Consider the following 14,433-nt stretch of genomic DNA (forward strand, 5'->3'; position numbering starts at 1 on the left):
GTGTCCGCCGAGGGCGCCGTCAGTGGCCGGAGCGGTCCCGGGTCTGGAGCGTGTGGTAGCCGGCCGCGGCGCGGGCCTCGGTCAGCGAGGTGCCCTGCTCCACCTCGGCCCGGATCCGGTTCTCCGCGTCCCTGATCCGCCCGGCCGCGGCGATCACCTCCTCGGCCCGCGCCACCGGGACGGCCACGACACCGTCGGCGTCGCCGAGCAGCAGGTCACCCGGTTCCACCCGGACACCGCCGACGCTCACCGGCACCTGGTAGCCGTCGACCCGGACCCGGTCCTTGCCCGTGCGCATCCAGCGGCCCCGGCTGTAGACGGGGTAGCCGAGTTCGAAGGCCCGGTCGGAGTCGCGGCAGACGCCGTCGACGACGGTGCCGCCGAGCCCACGCCGGGAGGCGGTGGCGGTCAGCAGGTCGCCCCACACCGTGACGTCCAGGCGGCCCGCGTTGTCGAGGACGACCACGGTGCCCGGGTCCAGGTCGTCGATGTAGTCGCCGACGGTGCCGGGGTCGGTGCCGACGGGACCGTAGCGCACGGTGAAGGCCGGTCCGGCCAGGCGGAAGGCACGGTCGAGGGGCATGACGCCCAGGCACTGCCCGGCGATGCCCAGCCGGTCCAGGGCGTCGCTGACATGGCTGGTGTCGAGGTCGCGGAGCGCCTTCACCAGGGACTGCGTCGTGTCCGTCGTCTCCGTCATCGTGACGCTCCTCCGTCCAGCATGGTTTCGTAGTCGGCGGACATCACCTCGGCCAGGGCGTGACCGGCCCGGACCCGCGCGACCATGGCGCGTTCCCTCGCCGTGATCGCCTCGGCGGTGGCGAGCACCTCCTCGGCGTGCGCGACCGGGACGAAGACGACCCCGCTGGCGTCGGCGATGACCAGGTCGCCGGGGTACACGGGTACGTCGGCGATGTCGACGGGGACGTTCCAGGCGCGTTCCACGACCCGGCCCCGGGCGGTGACCGGCACGCCCGTGGTCGCGTAGAGGGGCAGGTCGAGTGCGCGGGCCTCGTCCACGTCACGGCAGGCGCCGTGCACGACGACGCCCTCCACGCCGTTGCGTTTGGCGCCCGCGGAGAGCACGCCTCCCCAGCCGGCCGCGTAGGTCCTGCCGTGGTGGGCGACGACGATGACGTCGCCGGGACCCGACGCGTCGACGGCCGCGGTGCCGAGGTGGCGCCCGGCGGTCACCGCGCCGGGGCGGTCGTCGACCAGGTGCACGGTGACCGCGCGTCCGGCGATGCGGCGCGGCGCGGCCAGCGCGCTCAGGCCCAGGGCCGCACCCGGCAGCCCCAGCTTGTCGAGCGCGTCGGAGACGGCGCAGGCGTCCAGCCGGGCCAGCCGCGTCACCGCCTCGTCCGTGGCCTTGTCCCTGGCTTCGTCCCTGGCTTCGGCCCCGGCCGGGGCCGGACGTGCCGCGCCGGTCATGCCCACAGTCCGAAGGCCAGGCCGACGCCGGTGCCGGCGGGGGTGCGGTAGGCGGGCAGGTAGTCGACCCACTTGGTGGCCAGGTGGGCGCCCGCGCCCGCCGCGGTGATCCAGTTGCGGATCTCCGAGGTGCCCGAGTCCATCCGGTGGGCGGGCAGCCCTCGGAGAGCGGCGGCGTCGTGCTCGGACATGGCGTCGAGCAGCGCGCGGTCCAGTTCGGCGTCCACCACGAAGTGGCTGAGTCCGCCGGAGGCGACGACGGCCACCCGGGCGTCGCCGGGAAGGGCCTCGACGGCCTTGCGCAGCGCCGCGCCGAGGTCGTAACACCGGGCGGGGGTGGGCTGGTTGGGTTTGAAGTAGGTGTTGAGGAGGATCGGCACGGACGGGATCGTGTGCCCCTTCAGGAGCCGTCCCGCGACCCAGGCGAAGGCGTGCCCGAATCCGGTGTCCGGGGCGGTGGAGTCGCTGGAGGAGATGTCGAAGCCCTGGTCGACCAGGCTCTCGATGATGTGGCGGCCCAGCTTCGCGTCGGCCGGGTAGGTCTCGCCGTCCATGCCGAGGCGGCGCTGCACCTCGATGATCTGGGGTCCGAGGCCCATCTCGACGGGGTGGTGGGTGGTCATCTCCTCGCCGTGGTAGACGGCGATGGAGGGCAGGTTCTGGTGGGAGAAGAGCTCGTCCTGGTCGTCGCCGACGATGACGACGGCGTCCAGGTCGAGCGAGACGAGGTCCTCGGCCAGCCGCTTGATGTCGGCCTGCGCCTGGCCGAACTTCCGGTCCCAGATCTCGGGCGACAGTTCGCCCAGATAGCGGTCGCCCGCACGCTCGGCGATCTCGTCGTACGGCCGGATCACGCCGTCGGTGTCGTACAACTCGGTGTTGGACTTGTCGTGTTCGGCCCGCAGGGCCCACATCTTCGCCGGCTCCATGCCGAGCATGGGGCTGTGCGAAGTGCCGGCCACGGCAACGATGTTCGCCATTGTCGGACTTCTCCCTTCAGCCGTTCAGCCGCGTGTAGACGTGCCGGGCGTTGCCCTCGAACACCGCGCGCCGCTCGTCGTCGGACAGTGTGGGGATCTTCTCGATGACGGGCTTGAGGTCCTCCAGGCTGCCGCCGCTGCCCGGGCGTTCGGTGCCGAACAGGACGCGGTCCGCGCCGACGACGGCGATGAGCAGTTCCAGGGCTTCCTGCGTGTAGAGGCAGGTGTCGAACCAGAACCGCTTCAGGGTCTCGACGAAGGTCTCGCGGTCGCCCGTGCGGTCGCTGAGGATGCCGCGGTCGTGGGCGATCCACCGGCCGAGCTGGTAGGGGACCGAGCCGCCGCCGTGCGGGACGACGATCTTCAGGTCGGGGAAGTCCCGGAAGACCCCGGACCGGATCATGCTGTTGATCGCGAGGCTCTCCTCGGTGATGAAGTGCTCGCTGTAGCTCTCGCGGCCGTAGCAGGCCGCGGGGTGCAGCAGGGCCGGGACATCGCGTTCGACGAGGCGCTCGTACAGGGGGTACCAGTACGCGTCGCCCATCACCGGCGTGGTTCCGGCGCCCTCGCTGGGGTCGGGGTTGAGCAGGACGCCGACGAACCCGCGCTCCAGGTTGCGGTCCAGTTCGTCGAAGACCGTGGTGATCGGTTCACCGGCGACCTGCGGCAGGGCGCAGACGCCGCGCAGCCGGTCGGGGAAGGCGGCGACCTGGGTCGCGATGGCGTCGTTGTTCGCCTCGATCCACCAGTGCACGGTCTGCGCGGAGCGGGCCGAGTGCTTCAGCAGGAACGGACGCGGCGAGGTCAGCTGGATGTCGGTGCCGACCTCGTCCATCAGCGTGATCTGCCGACGGGCGGAGGTGAGCAGGTCCTCCTCCGTGGCCTTGGAGGGAAGGCGTCCGTGGTAGGTGCCGGCCGCCTCCAGGAACGTCCACAGACCGTAGAAGGAGTCCGGAGCCACCAGATGGGCGTGGCTGTCGATGATCACGAGTGCTCCTCGGGGAGTCGGGTGGGCAGGACGGCGGTGATTTCGCACTGGATCAGCAGCGGGGGCTGGAGCGCCGAGGGCACGGTGTGGCGCACCGGCCGGTCGTCCGGGTCGGGGAACATCGCCACCCACTGGGCGTTCAGCGGCTCGCGGGACTGGCCCTCGCCGAGGAGGACGGTGACCTTGGCGATGTCGCCGGTGCCGGCTCCGGCGGCGTCCAGGATCCGGCGGATGTTGGCGAACACCCCGGCGGTCTGTGCCTCCAGTCCGTCGGGGACCTTCCCGGTCCCGGGGTCCATGCCGTGCACGGCGCTGGAGACCAGGAGGTTGTCGATCCGGACGGCGAGCGGGAAAGGGGCTCCGCCGTGGTGCACTCCGGGTACTTCGATCGGCTGCCTGCGGCTTGCGGTCATCGGTCGTCGCTCCTGTCTCAGTGCCAGCCGTAGAGGTCGAGGGTCCGCTCGCCCGCACGGATACGGCGCATCAGCTCGGCCTCCTTGGCGTCGCGCTCGGCGCCGGCCTTCACCACGGCCTCGGCGTCCGCCCCGGGAATCACCACCACGCCGTCCGCGTCGCCGACCACCAGGTCGCCCCGCTCGACGAACACGTCGCCGATGCGCACGGACGCGCCCAGGGAACCGGTGGCGTCGAAGTCCTTGCCGGTGCCGCGGATGCACAGTCCGGCGGAGAACACCGGAAGGCCGAGGTCCGCCAGGGCCTCCCGGTCCCGCACCCCGCCGTTGATGACGAGGCCGGCCAGCTCCCGGGCCAGGGCGGCGGTGCTCAGGATCTCGCCCCAGTAGCCGAACTCGGTTCCGCCGCCGACATCGACGACGAGTACGTCGCCCGGCTCGGCGGCGTACACGGCGCGGTGGATCCAGAGGTTGTCGCCCGGCGGGGAGGCGACCGGGAAGGCCGGGCCCGCGACGCGCGCCCCGGCGAAGACGGGACGGATGACGGACGGCAGCGCTCCGATCCGGCCCGCCGCCTCGTGCAGCGTCGCCGAGGACAGAGTGGCGGCTGTGGTGCTCCGCATGGCGGTGTCCCGTCCTTCCTTGGTCCGGGGATGCCGCCCACCGTAGACGGATGCAAGATTGAATTCAATCTCTCGCTCCATTTTGGCTTCACTATTGCATTCAATCTTTCGGCGGCTCTACCTTCTGTCCAGACGCACCAGTCCGCCTGGCAAGGGAGCCGACGTGATGAGCAGTCCCCCCCACCACGAGCCGGAAGTCCTGATCGTCGGAGGCGGCCCGGCCGGACTCGGCGCGGCCGTCCTGCTCGGCCTCAAAGGGGTCGACGTCCTGCTGGTGGAACGGCATCCGCAGGCCTCGTCGCTGCCCCGCGCGCATCTGCTGAACCAGCGCACGATGGAGGTCTTCACCGAGATGGGGGTGGCCGACACGGTCTACGCCCTCTCCCCTCCGGAAGACCGATGGCACCAGGTGGCCTGGCACACCACGCTCGCCGGACCGGTCGCGCCCTTCGGACAGATGATCGGGGCGCTGCCCGCCTGGGGCGGCGGAGCGGACGCCGAGCGCTACGCGCGGGCCAGCCCCTGCCGGTACGCCAACGTGCCCCAGATGCGCCTCGACCGGCTGCTGCGGGCTCGCGCCGAGGAGGTGTGCGGAGCCGAGAACATCCGCTTCCACCACGAGCTGACCGCCCTCGCCCCCGACCCGGACGGCGGTGGGCAGGGGGCGAGGGCCACCGTGCGGGACCGGGACAGCGGCACGCCGTACGAGGTGCGCGCCCGCTACGTCGTCGCGGCGGACGGGGGACGCACCTGCGCGGACCTGCTCGGCATCGAGCTGGACGGCCCCACCGGGCTGGTCGACATGGTCACCGCGCACGCCACCATCGACCTGTCACCGTGGATCCAGGACAACGAGACCCTGCTCCATTACTTCGTCAACCCGGACGGCCGCGGCTCCTTCGCGGGGGTCCTGTGCGCGATGGGCCCCGACACCTGGGGCCGTGACTCCGCCGAGTGGGCCGTGCACACCGCCTTCCGCACCGACGATCCGGCGCGGTACGACCGGGAGGCGGTCCTCGCCCGCTTCCGCCGGATGCTCGGTGTGCCGGACCTGGACATCGAGGTGCACGCCGTCAGCCACTGGGAGCTGGAGGGCGTGGTCGCCCGGCGCCAGCGGCTGGGCCCCGTCTTCCTGGTCGGCAACGCGGCCCATCGGCACCCCCCGACCGGCGGCCTCGGACTCAACACCGCGGTCCAGGACGTGCACAACCTCGCCTGGAAGCTCGCCGCCGTACTGTCCGGCGAGGCCTCCGACGCGCTCCTCGACAGCTACGAGAGCGAGCGGCGCCCGGTCGGCGCGTTCAACGTCGACCACTCCCTCAACAACGCCGGTGGCCACGCCCGGATCGCGGCGGCCCTGGGCCTGCGGGCCGAGCAGCCCGAGGAGGAGGGCTGGGCGGCCATCGGCTCCTGGCTCGCCGAGGGGCCGGACGGCGAGACCCGGCGCGCGGTCGCCGAAGCGGTGGCGAGCAACGCGGACGACTACAGCCAGCTCGGGGTGGAGCTGGGCTACCACTACGAGTCCGGCGCGCTCGTCCCCGACGGCACCCCGGCGCCCGAGGGCAAGGACCCGCTGCGCGACTACGTGCCCAGCACCCGCCCGGGCCACCACCTCCCCCATGTCTGGCTCGACCGGGACGGCGTCCGGGAGTCGGTGCACGGCACGGTCGCCCCGCGGGGCCTGACCCTGCTCGTCGACGCCGCCCACGCCGGCCCCTGGGCCGAGGCCGTCCGGGAGCTGGCCGACACCGGAGCCGCCGTCCGGCTGCGCGCCATCGGTACGGGCTCCGCATGGACCGACCCGGACGGCGCATGGGCGGAGGTCCGCGGGATCGGCGCGCGGGGCGCCCTGCTCGTACGCCCGGACCTGCACGTGGCCTGGCGGTCGGCCGACCGGTCCGCCGACAGCCCCGCCGAACTCCGCCGGGCCGTGTGCTCGGTGCTCGCCCTCCAGCCGTCGCACACCCCCACCACGGCCACGCCCTGACCGACAAGGAGCGACATGTTCAACGACGAACTCAGCCGACGGATCGCCCGGGTCCGCAGCGCGTCTCTGGGCGACCTGCTGAGCCGCTCGGCGGCCCGGGTCCCGGACCGTACCGCGGTCGTCCACCGCGATCTGCGGCAGACGTACGCGGCATTGGACGAGACCGTCAACCGCACGGCGAACGCGCTCGCCGCCCGCGGTGTCACGAGGGGCGACCGGATCGCCCTGTTCAGCCACAACAACCACGCCTACGTCGTGCTCTACTTCGCTCTCGCCCGACTGGGCGCGGTGTCCGTGCCGGTCAACTTCATGCTGACGGCGGGCGAGGTCGGCTACGTCCTCGGCCACTCCGGCGCGACGGGTCTGGTCGTCGAGGACGCCCTGCTGCCGGTGGCGGAAAAGGCCCTGCGGGAGGACGACGCCCTCGCCGCCGCGGTCACGGTCCGCGGGGTGATCGCCGACAGCGGGACGCCGGCACCGGCGGGCTGGGAGTCCGTCGAGAGCTGGACGGCGTACGACGACCCCACCGCTCCGGACGTCTTCGTGGGCGACGACGACCTGGCGCAGCTGATCTACACCAGCGGCACCGAGTCCCGCCCCAAGGGCGCGATGCTCTCCGCGCGAAGTCTCCTGGCGCAGTACGTCACCTGTGTCGTGGACGGTGAGATGAGCGGGGACGACATCGAGATCCACGCCATGCCGCTGTTCCACTGCGCGCAACTGCACTGCTTCCTCACCCCGGGCATCTACCTCGGCGCCACCAACATCGTGCTGCCGGGGGCGGACGCCGAGACGATCCTGCGGACGGTGGAGGAGGAGCGGGCGACCAAGCTGTTCTGTCCGCCGACCGTCTGGATCGCGCTGCTGCGCCACCCCGACTTCGACAAGCGGGACCTGTCCTCGCTGCGCAAGGGCTACTACGGCGCTTCCATCATGCCGGTGGAGGTCCTGAAGGAGATCGGCGAACGACTGCCGGAGGTCCGGCTGTTCAACTTCTACGGGCAGACCGAGATGTCCCCGGTGGCCACGATCCTCAAGCCGCAGGACCAGGTCCGCAAGGCCGGCTCGGCGGGACGGCCCGGCCTCAACGTCGAGACGATCGTCGTCGACGACGACAACCGCCAGGTGCCGCCCGGCCGGATCGGCGAGATCGTGCACCGCAGTCCGCACGCCATGCTCGGCTACTGGAACGACCCCGAGCGGACCGACGACGCCTTCGCGGGCGGCTGGTTCCACAGCGGCGACCTCGGCGTGGTGGACGCCGAGGGCTACCTCACGGTCGTCGACCGGAAGAAGGACATGATCAAGAGCGGTGGAGAGAACGTCGCCAGCCGCGAGGTCGAGGAAATCCTCTACCAGCACCCCGCCGTCGCCGAAACGGCCGTCTTCGGCCTTCCGCATCCTCAGTGGATCGAGGCGGTCACCGCCGTCGTCGTCCTGAGGCAGGGCGAGACGGCGACCGCCGAGGAACTCGTCGAGCACTGCCGCAAGAGCCTGGCCGGCTTCAAATCCCCCAAGCACATCGAGTTCGCCGAGCAGCTGCCGAAGAACGCCAGCGGCAAGATCCTCAAGCGCGAACTGCGTACCGGGGCACGGGCCCCCTGGATGTCCGTGGACTGAGGCCCCTGCGGACACCGGCAGGGGAACGGGCCGTCCCGCGGTGCGGGACGGCCCGGCCTCGGATCCCCTGCCCTCTCAGGAGAGCGTGATGTTGTCGAGTTCGGCGTACCCGGTGCCTCCCGAGTAGCCGGGTGATCCCTTCGCGAGGCGGATCATGTTGTAGCCGGCGTTGAGGTTGACGTTGACGCTGACGGTGCCCGTCGGGTTGCCCCAGCCGGAACCGGTCGCCGGGTAGGTGACACTGGACCAGGCGCCGCCGTTGTAGGCGAGGCCCTGGGTGGAGTTGGCCCCGGTCGCGTTCGCGTACTTGATGGTCATCGTGTACGAGCGTGCCGTGGGGACGTTGACGAGGAAGTCCACGAAGCTGTCGTTGCGCATGTCGGTCTTGTTGTCGATCTGACCGACGTAGCCGCCGTTCGAGGCGCTGGAGGAGCTCAGCCGGTTGGCGTTGACGACCGTCGCGTTCTCCGCCTCGTAGGTCTGCTGCCAGGTCGGCGTGCCCGACGTCGGCGTGATGAGCAGCTGGTACGCCTTCACGGCGTCCATACCGCTGACCGGGACGCTGATGCTGCCGTCCGAACCGACCGTGTAGGTCGCGGTCGAGACGGTCACCGGGGCGGCTTGGTTCGTGGTGCGGCCCGTGTTCTCGGTGCGCGAGAGAGTCACGCTGACCTGGGAACCCAGGACGCCGAGGCCGTTCACCTTCACCGTGTTGGCGCCGCTGTCGCCGCCGAAGACCACGTTGACCTGCTTGCGGCTGGCATCGTAGGAGGCGACACCGTCGAGGTACGACTGGGGAACCGTCTCGACGATGTTGCCGGACTGGTCGCCGTACCACTTGTACGCCCAGTAGGACGCCGTCGGCTGGTTGTTGTAGAGGAGGCCGTTCATCGTGCCCGCCTCGTACCAGTAGGCGCGTTCGGCGTCGTGGATGCCGGCCCGCTCCAGCGAGGCCATGTAGTGCACGCCGATGCTCGGCTGGTCGACCTGGCTCGGGGACGCGTACTCGTTGATCGAGATGGGCCGGTGCGAGAGGCCCAGCGAGGTCTCGATGGCGCGGAAGTCGTCGACGTGTGCCTGGATGTTCTGGTAGCCCAGGTTCCCGAGCTCGTGCCACACCGCGACCGTCGGAACCGTGTTGGTGTTCTTGGCGTTCTGCATGAAGTCGAGCATCCAGGCGTGGTTGTAGCTGCTCTCGCCCGGCCCGACGATCGGCGTGCTCGTGTCGATGGCCCGGATGTCCGCGTAGGTGCGCGTCCACGCGTCGTTGAACGCGCCCGCGTTACCGCCTGTGCTGGTCGTCCAGTTCAGGTCCGGCTCGTTCCAGATCTCGTAGCCCGCGATGTTCGTGGTGCCGGTGGCGTTCATCCGGGCCTGCACCATCGTGCGGACCTTCGACTCCCAGTCGTCCCAGCTCACCCAGTTGTAAGGGAAGCTGCTGAAGATGTCGGGCAGGCGGACGTACTGCTGGCCGCCCGCATTGATGATCTTGCTCCCGACCAGGAGCGCGTCACAGCACGGCGATGTCGCCCCGTTGCCCAGCTGCTGGGTGCCCGGTGGGGGCTGGGTGAAGCTGTTGACGTGCAGCGGATACAGCTGGCTCAGCGGCGGGGTGGTGCCGGTGTCGACACCGTAGAGCCCGCCCGCCGCCACATGGGTGACGGGCCGCACCACCGTGCCGACGTTGACCGTGAGCGTGTTGCCGGAGGCGTGGGCCGGGGCCGCCGTGAAGAGGCCGAGCAGCGCCGTCAGCGACGCCATCGCGGCGGTGACCGCCGTGCGGCGCTTCGGGCCACCGCGTTGCACGGGTGACGGTGGGGTCCTGCGCGAGAGCGACGACGCCGGTCTGGGGCGTCGCGTCATGGAGGTGTACCGGAGCACAGAGGGTCCTTCCCTTGCAAGAAATACGCCAAGTGCGGGATTTTGAGGAAGCGCTTCCTCATTGCTGTCCGCCTTGCCGGCGATGCAGCGCGGGGGGAGATCACAGCCTCACAGAGGGTCACTCGGGGGCTGGGGCTTCAGAATGGCCAGATCACCGTGGACTCTGGAGGAGCCGATGTTGCGGCGATATTTCCGCAAGGTGAGAGCGCTGTCAAGAGAGTCGGACCCCCACATACCGTCGACGGGGGCACGTGATGAGGTAACGCTTCCTCACATGACCGCAGGGCCCTGCGCGCCTACGCGGGGCAACGGCGTCAACGAGGCGTCAACAGGGCGTGGTCGACTCCCGCACCACCAAGGTGCAGGCGTGCAGCCTCACACCGCCCCCGACCGGCTCACCGTCGATCATGCCGAAGAGGTCGCGCACGGCCGCCGCGCCGAGCGTCTGCAGGTTCAGGTCGACCGTCGTCAACGGCGGATCCGTCTCCAGGGCGAAGACCGGCCAGTTGTCGTATCCGGTGATCACGACGTCGTCGGGCACGCTCCGGCCGGAGGCCCACACGGCCTCCGCCGCCCCCGCGGCAAGCTGATCGGAACCACAGATGATCGCGTCGACGTCCGCAACCCGCGTCAGCAGTTGCTCGGCGGCGGCCCGCCCCGACCGTTGCGACCACCGCGTGTGCAGGACACCGTGCGCCAGCTCGAGCCGACGCGCCCGCAGAGCGGCGTGAACGCCCTTCATACGTTCGACGACGGCTCGCCCGGACTCCGGGCCGGTGATCACCGCCACCCGGCGGCGGCCCAGGTCGAGGACGTGCTCCGTCACGGCCCGGGCGCCGGCCAGGTCGTCCGGCACATGCACCACATCGTTTCCGCCGGTCTCCCCGTACACATAGGCAACCGGTGGGTCGATCCGGCCGATCCTCGGTGTGGGCGCGTTGTTGTCCCCGACGACGAGTACCCCGTCGACCTTGCGCTGATGGAAGCGGTCGACGATCTGCAGGAGCCGCGCCTCGTCACCGCGGGCATCGCTGATGATCATGCTGAGATCGATCTCGCTGAGCGCCTCCTCCGCACCGAGCAGGATCGGCAGGGCGAACCGCTGCGCCAGGCTGTCCACCACCACGAGCCCGACCGTCCCGCTGCGCCCGGTGATCAGACTGCGCGCTATGCGGTTGGGCGTGTAGGAGAGTTCACGGGCGGCTTTGAGTACGCGGTGACGCGTCTCGTCGGAGACCCTTGCCTGACCGTTGATGGCTTTGGACGCGGTCGTCAGTGACACGCCCGCTCGGCGCGCCACCTCGGTAAGGGTCACTGCCCGGGCTGACTGCATGCGCTGATTGTGGCAGGTCAGGGGCGGGACCGGCACGGGGCCGCGGGCAATCCGTCCGCAGCGCGCCGGCCGTCGCCGGGCGGTCGGCCGATGCGAAACCGCCGCGCGCCCTCAGTCCCAGCACTTGTTCAATCTATCGAATCTCGATAGGTTTCCATCGCAACTCGATGGAAGGACGAGCCGTGGGAAAGCTGACGGTGTATGCGCTGCGTGGTGTGCTCGTGGTGGTGCTCGCCGGCACCGTGTGCGTACAGGCGTTGATGATGTGGGTGCTGGTCAGCGGGAACGACCCGGAGGACGGATCGCTCCCCCTGACCCCGCTGCGCGTGATCACGGTCCTGGGCATGGCGACGGCCCAGGTCGCCCTGGTCTGCGTCTGGCGACTGGTGACGATGGTGCGGCGCGGAACCGTGTTCTCCCACGCCGCCTTCCGGTACGTGGACGGTGTGATCGGCGCGATCGTGGCGGCCGCCGTCCTGTGGTTCGCGGTCACGGCCGTCAACGCGCCGGGCCAGCGCGACGATCCGGGCGTCACCGTCATCATGGGCGGGATCGGCGTGGCCATCCTGGGAGTCGCGCTCATCGTGCTCGTACTGCGGATGCTGCTGACCCAGGCCGTCGCACGGGACGGCGAAGCGGCGCGGATGCAGGCCGAGCTGGACGAGGTGATCTGATGCCGATCGCCGTCGACATCGACGTCATGCTGGCCCGGCGGAAGATGTCCGTGGGCGAGCTCGCGGACCGCGTGGGGATCACACCCGCCAACCTGGCGGTCCTCAAGAACGGCCGCGCCAAGGCGGTGCGCTTCGCGACGCTCGCCGCGCTCTGCGAGGTGCTCGAGTGCCAGCCGGGCGACCTGCTGCGCTGGGAGGCCGAGGACACCGTGGGCTGACGGCATGCCCCGGGCGGGCGGGAAGACACCTGACCCGACCGGCCTGTGCCGCGACCCGCGCACGCACCCTCCCCACCGCGAACCCCGTCCTTCCCGCACGGAAGGACGGGGTTCGTCGCGTCCGGGTGCCGATCCGATGAGAGTGCTGTCGATCAGTCCACGAGAAAAGGCTTTCTCTACCGGCGGCCGAGACCACGCCGGTCGCCATGCGGGGGCGTTGCGACACCGCAGACCGGATCCCTTGGTGTGACGCGCATCACTCCCTCCCCTGTCCGCCCAGCCCAAGTGCCCATTTGCCTGGCGCGCACGAGACGCCGGAATCGATCACCCCGGATGAGGTCACCCAGGGGGTTTACGTAGAGGTCTCGATAAGTCAGGATGACGCAGCGAAAGTGAGCAAACATTTTCTCAACGATGTCGCAGACGCGCACCCCTGCCGAGCCTGGCGCGACTCTCCATGAGCGGCAGCCACTGTCCGGCGCCCATCTCGACGACCATTGATCGATATTCCGAACAACGTGGATTCATTCGCCCAGACCTTTCGAGAGCGTGAAGGACGGCCGGTGCAGGCAGAACACGACGAATCGACGAGTCTCCCTCCCTGTGTCATCGGGGTCGACTTCGGCACCCTTTCGGGACGGGCCCTGGTGGTCCGGGTCAGTGACGGCGCGGAGCTGGGGGTGGCGGAGCACCCGTACCGGCACGCCGTCCTCGACCGGCACCTGCCGGACGGCACGCCGCTGCCGCCCGACTGGGCGCTGCAGGTGCCCGCCGACTACATCGACGTCCTGCGCCATGCCGTGCCCGAGGCGTTGGAGCAGGCAGGCGTACGTCCGGACCAGGTGATCGGTCTGGGGACGGACTTCACCGCCTGCACGATGCTTCCGGTCCTGGCCGACGGCACGCCGCTGTGTGAACTGCCCGAGTACGCCGCGCGCCCGCACGCCTACGTCAAGCTGTGGCGCCACCATGCCGCCCAGGGGCAGGCCGACCGGATCAACGCACGCGCCGCCGAGCGCAAGGAGCCGTGGCTGGAACGCTACGGCGGCAAGATCTCCTCGGAGTGGGAGTTCGCCAAGGCGCTGCAGCTCCTGGAGGAGGATCCGGAGGTCTACCACCGGACCGAGCGCTGGGTGGAGGCGGCCGACTGGATCGTGTGGCGGCTGTGCGGGACGTACCTGCGCAACGCCTGCACGGCCGGCTACAAGGGCCAGTACCAGGACGGCGCCTACCCCTCCCGGGACTATCTGGCGGCCCTGCATCCCGACTTCGCCGGCTTCGTCGCCGACAAGCTCGACCAGCCGATCGGCCGACTCGGTGCTCCGGCCGGGCGGCTGACGGCCGAGGCCGCCGCCTGGACCGGACTGCCGGAGGGCATCACGGTCTGCGTGGGCAACGTCGACGCCCATGTCACCGCCCCGGCGGCAGCCGCTGTGGAACCGGGCCGGATGGTCGCCATCATGGGCACCTCCACCTGCCACGTGATGAACTCCGACCGGCTCGGCACCGTGCCCGGCATGTGCGGAGTCGTCGACGGCGGCATCCTGCCCGGGCTGTGGGGCTACGAGGCCGGTCAGAGCGGCGTCGGTGACATCTTCGGCTGGTTCGTCCGGAGCGGAGTGCCCGCCGGGTACACGGAGCGGGCCATGGGTCTCGGGCGAACGGTGCACGAGCATCTCACCGCCCTCGCGGCGGAGCAGGAGGTGGGCGAGCACGGCCTGATCGCTCTCGACTGGCACAGCGGCAACCGCTCCGTCCTGGTCGACCACGACCTCAGCGGTGTGCTGGTGGGCCTGACGCTGACGACCCGCCCGGAGGACGTCTACCGCGCCCTGCTGGAGGCGACCGCCTTCGGCACGCGCACCATCATCGAGGCCTTCGAGGAAGCCGGCGTGCCGGTGGGAGAACTGGTCATCGCCGGTGGGCTGACGAAGAACGCACTGCTCATGCAGATCTACGCCGACGTCACCCGCCGCCCGCTGAGCGTCATCGGCTCCTCGCAGGGCCCGGCACTCGGGGCCGCGATGCACGCCGCGGTCGCCGCCGGGGCATATCCCGACATCCGGGTCGCGGCCGAAGCCATGGGCAAGGTACGCCGGAACGTCCATCTGCCCGATCCCGAGCGCGCCGCGGCCTACGACCGTCTGTTCGCCGAATACCGGCTGCTCCACGACTACTTCGGCCGTGGGACGAACGAGGTCATGCACCGGCTGCGCCGCATCCGCGCCCAGGCGTCGTCCCGGCCGGCAGCCGAGGTGACTCCGCTCCCCGATTCCGCTTGACGT

Annotated in this window: 13 protein-coding genes; 5 read left to right on the forward strand and 8 right to left on the reverse strand. The window is 70.6% G+C overall.

Annotated features, from left to right (window positions below; all coding sequences use genetic code 11):
- Nucleotides 1-19: 19 nt before the first annotated feature.
- The 6 genes from ACYQ8Q_RS05715 to ACYQ8Q_RS05740 are packed head-to-tail and all read right to left on the reverse strand — an operon-like array spanning nt 20 to nt 4,435.
- Nucleotides 20-700 carry an RraA family protein gene (locus ACYQ8Q_RS05715; RefSeq protein ID WP_460062521.1) on the reverse strand — a complete coding sequence of 227 codons (681 nt, stop codon included), beginning with the start codon at nt 698-700 and terminating at the stop codon, nt 20-22.
- On the reverse strand, nt 697-1,431 hold the full coding sequence (locus tag ACYQ8Q_RS05720; protein WP_460062523.1) for an RraA family protein: 735 nt from the start codon (nt 1,429-1,431) through the stop codon (nt 697-699). The genes ACYQ8Q_RS05715 and ACYQ8Q_RS05720 overlap by 4 nt, the downstream gene beginning before the upstream one ends.
- Nucleotides 1,428-2,411, reverse strand: a complete 984-nt coding sequence (locus ACYQ8Q_RS05725; protein ID WP_460062525.1) for a DODA-type extradiol aromatic ring-opening family dioxygenase — start codon at nt 2,409-2,411, stop codon at nt 1,428-1,430. The genes ACYQ8Q_RS05720 and ACYQ8Q_RS05725 overlap by 4 nt, the downstream gene beginning before the upstream one ends.
- Nucleotides 2,412-2,427: 16 nt before the next feature.
- Nucleotides 2,428-3,399: an amidohydrolase family protein gene (locus tag ACYQ8Q_RS05730; RefSeq protein ID WP_460062526.1), complete on the reverse strand. Its 972-nt coding sequence runs from the start codon at nt 3,397-3,399 to the stop codon at nt 2,428-2,430.
- Nucleotides 3,396-3,812 carry a RidA family protein gene (locus tag ACYQ8Q_RS05735; RefSeq protein ID WP_460062527.1) on the reverse strand — a complete coding sequence of 139 codons (417 nt, stop codon included), beginning with the start codon at nt 3,810-3,812 and terminating at the stop codon, nt 3,396-3,398. Before ACYQ8Q_RS05735 ends, ACYQ8Q_RS05730 begins: the two co-directional genes overlap by 4 nt.
- A gap of 17 nt (nt 3,813-3,829) precedes the next feature.
- Complete coding sequence (locus ACYQ8Q_RS05740; RefSeq protein ID WP_460062528.1) at nt 3,830-4,435, reverse strand: RraA family protein; 606 nt, start codon at nt 4,433-4,435, stop codon at nt 3,830-3,832.
- 166 nt (nt 4,436-4,601) lie between these two features.
- Between ACYQ8Q_RS05740 and ACYQ8Q_RS05745 the strand changes: the two genes are divergently transcribed.
- The gene (locus ACYQ8Q_RS05745) at nt 4,602-6,422 is read left to right on the forward strand and encodes an FAD-dependent monooxygenase (RefSeq protein WP_460062529.1); all 1,821 of its coding nucleotides are present in this window, start codon (nt 4,602-4,604) and stop codon (nt 6,420-6,422) included.
- A gap of 15 nt (nt 6,423-6,437) precedes the next feature.
- Entirely contained in the window at nt 6,438-8,042 is a 1,605-nt protein-coding gene (locus ACYQ8Q_RS05750) for an acyl-CoA synthetase (RefSeq protein ID WP_460062530.1), read from the forward strand.
- Nucleotides 8,043-8,117: 75 nt separating this feature from the next.
- Here the strand turns inward: ACYQ8Q_RS05750 and ACYQ8Q_RS05755 are convergent, their stop codons facing one another.
- On the reverse strand, nt 8,118-9,848 hold the full coding sequence (locus tag ACYQ8Q_RS05755) for a carbohydrate-binding protein (protein WP_460062532.1): 1,731 nt from the start codon (nt 9,846-9,848) through the stop codon (nt 8,118-8,120).
- A gap of 400 nt (nt 9,849-10,248) precedes the next feature.
- A complete protein-coding gene (locus tag ACYQ8Q_RS05760) occupies nt 10,249-11,256 on the reverse strand; it encodes a LacI family DNA-binding transcriptional regulator (protein WP_460062534.1) in 1,008 nt (335 codons plus the stop codon).
- 182 nt (nt 11,257-11,438) lie between these two features.
- Between ACYQ8Q_RS05760 and ACYQ8Q_RS05765 the strand changes: the two genes are divergently transcribed.
- From ACYQ8Q_RS05765 to araB, 3 genes are all read left to right on the forward strand, one after another.
- Complete coding sequence (locus ACYQ8Q_RS05765; protein WP_460062535.1) at nt 11,439-11,930, forward strand: DUF2975 domain-containing protein; 492 nt, start codon at nt 11,439-11,441, stop codon at nt 11,928-11,930.
- Nucleotides 11,930-12,148, forward strand: coding sequence for a helix-turn-helix domain-containing protein (locus ACYQ8Q_RS05770; protein ID WP_460062537.1), 219 nt, complete (start codon nt 11,930-11,932; stop codon nt 12,146-12,148). Before ACYQ8Q_RS05765 ends, ACYQ8Q_RS05770 begins: the two co-directional genes overlap by 1 nt.
- Before the next feature lie 563 nt (nt 12,149-12,711).
- Nucleotides 12,712-14,430, forward strand: a complete 1,719-nt coding sequence (gene araB / locus ACYQ8Q_RS05775; RefSeq protein WP_460062538.1) for a ribulokinase — start codon at nt 12,712-12,714, stop codon at nt 14,428-14,430.
- The last annotated feature ends 3 nt before the right edge of the window (nt 14,431-14,433 follow it).

Source organism: Streptomyces sp. YKOK-I1 (assembly GCF_054660435.1).

Bases quoted from the DNA above. Each gene is read 5' to 3' on its own strand.
- ACYQ8Q_RS05715 (WP_460062521.1), bottom strand. From the start codon at position 700: ATGACGGAGACGACGGACACGACGCAGTCCCTGGTGAAGGCGCTCCGC.
- ACYQ8Q_RS05720 (WP_460062523.1), bottom strand. From the start codon at position 1,431: ATGACCGGCGCGGCACGTCCGGCCCCGGCCGGGGCCGAAGCCAGGGAC.
- ACYQ8Q_RS05725 (WP_460062525.1), bottom strand. From the start codon at position 2,411: ATGGCGAACATCGTTGCCGTGGCCGGCACTTCGCACAGCCCCATGCTC.
- ACYQ8Q_RS05735 (WP_460062527.1), bottom strand. From the start codon at position 3,812: ATGACCGCAAGCCGCAGGCAGCCGATCGAAGTACCCGGAGTGCACCAC.
- ACYQ8Q_RS05740 (WP_460062528.1), bottom strand. From the start codon at position 4,435: ATGCGGAGCACCACAGCCGCCACTCTGTCCTCGGCGACGCTGCACGAG.
- ACYQ8Q_RS05745 (WP_460062529.1), top strand. From the start codon at position 4,602: ATGAGCAGTCCCCCCCACCACGAGCCGGAAGTCCTGATCGTCGGAGGC.
- ACYQ8Q_RS05750 (WP_460062530.1), top strand. From the start codon at position 6,438: ATGTTCAACGACGAACTCAGCCGACGGATCGCCCGGGTCCGCAGCGCG.
- ACYQ8Q_RS05760 (WP_460062534.1), bottom strand. From the start codon at position 11,256: ATGCAGTCAGCCCGGGCAGTGACCCTTACCGAGGTGGCGCGCCGAGCG.
- ACYQ8Q_RS05770 (WP_460062537.1), top strand. From the start codon at position 11,930: ATGCCGATCGCCGTCGACATCGACGTCATGCTGGCCCGGCGGAAGATG.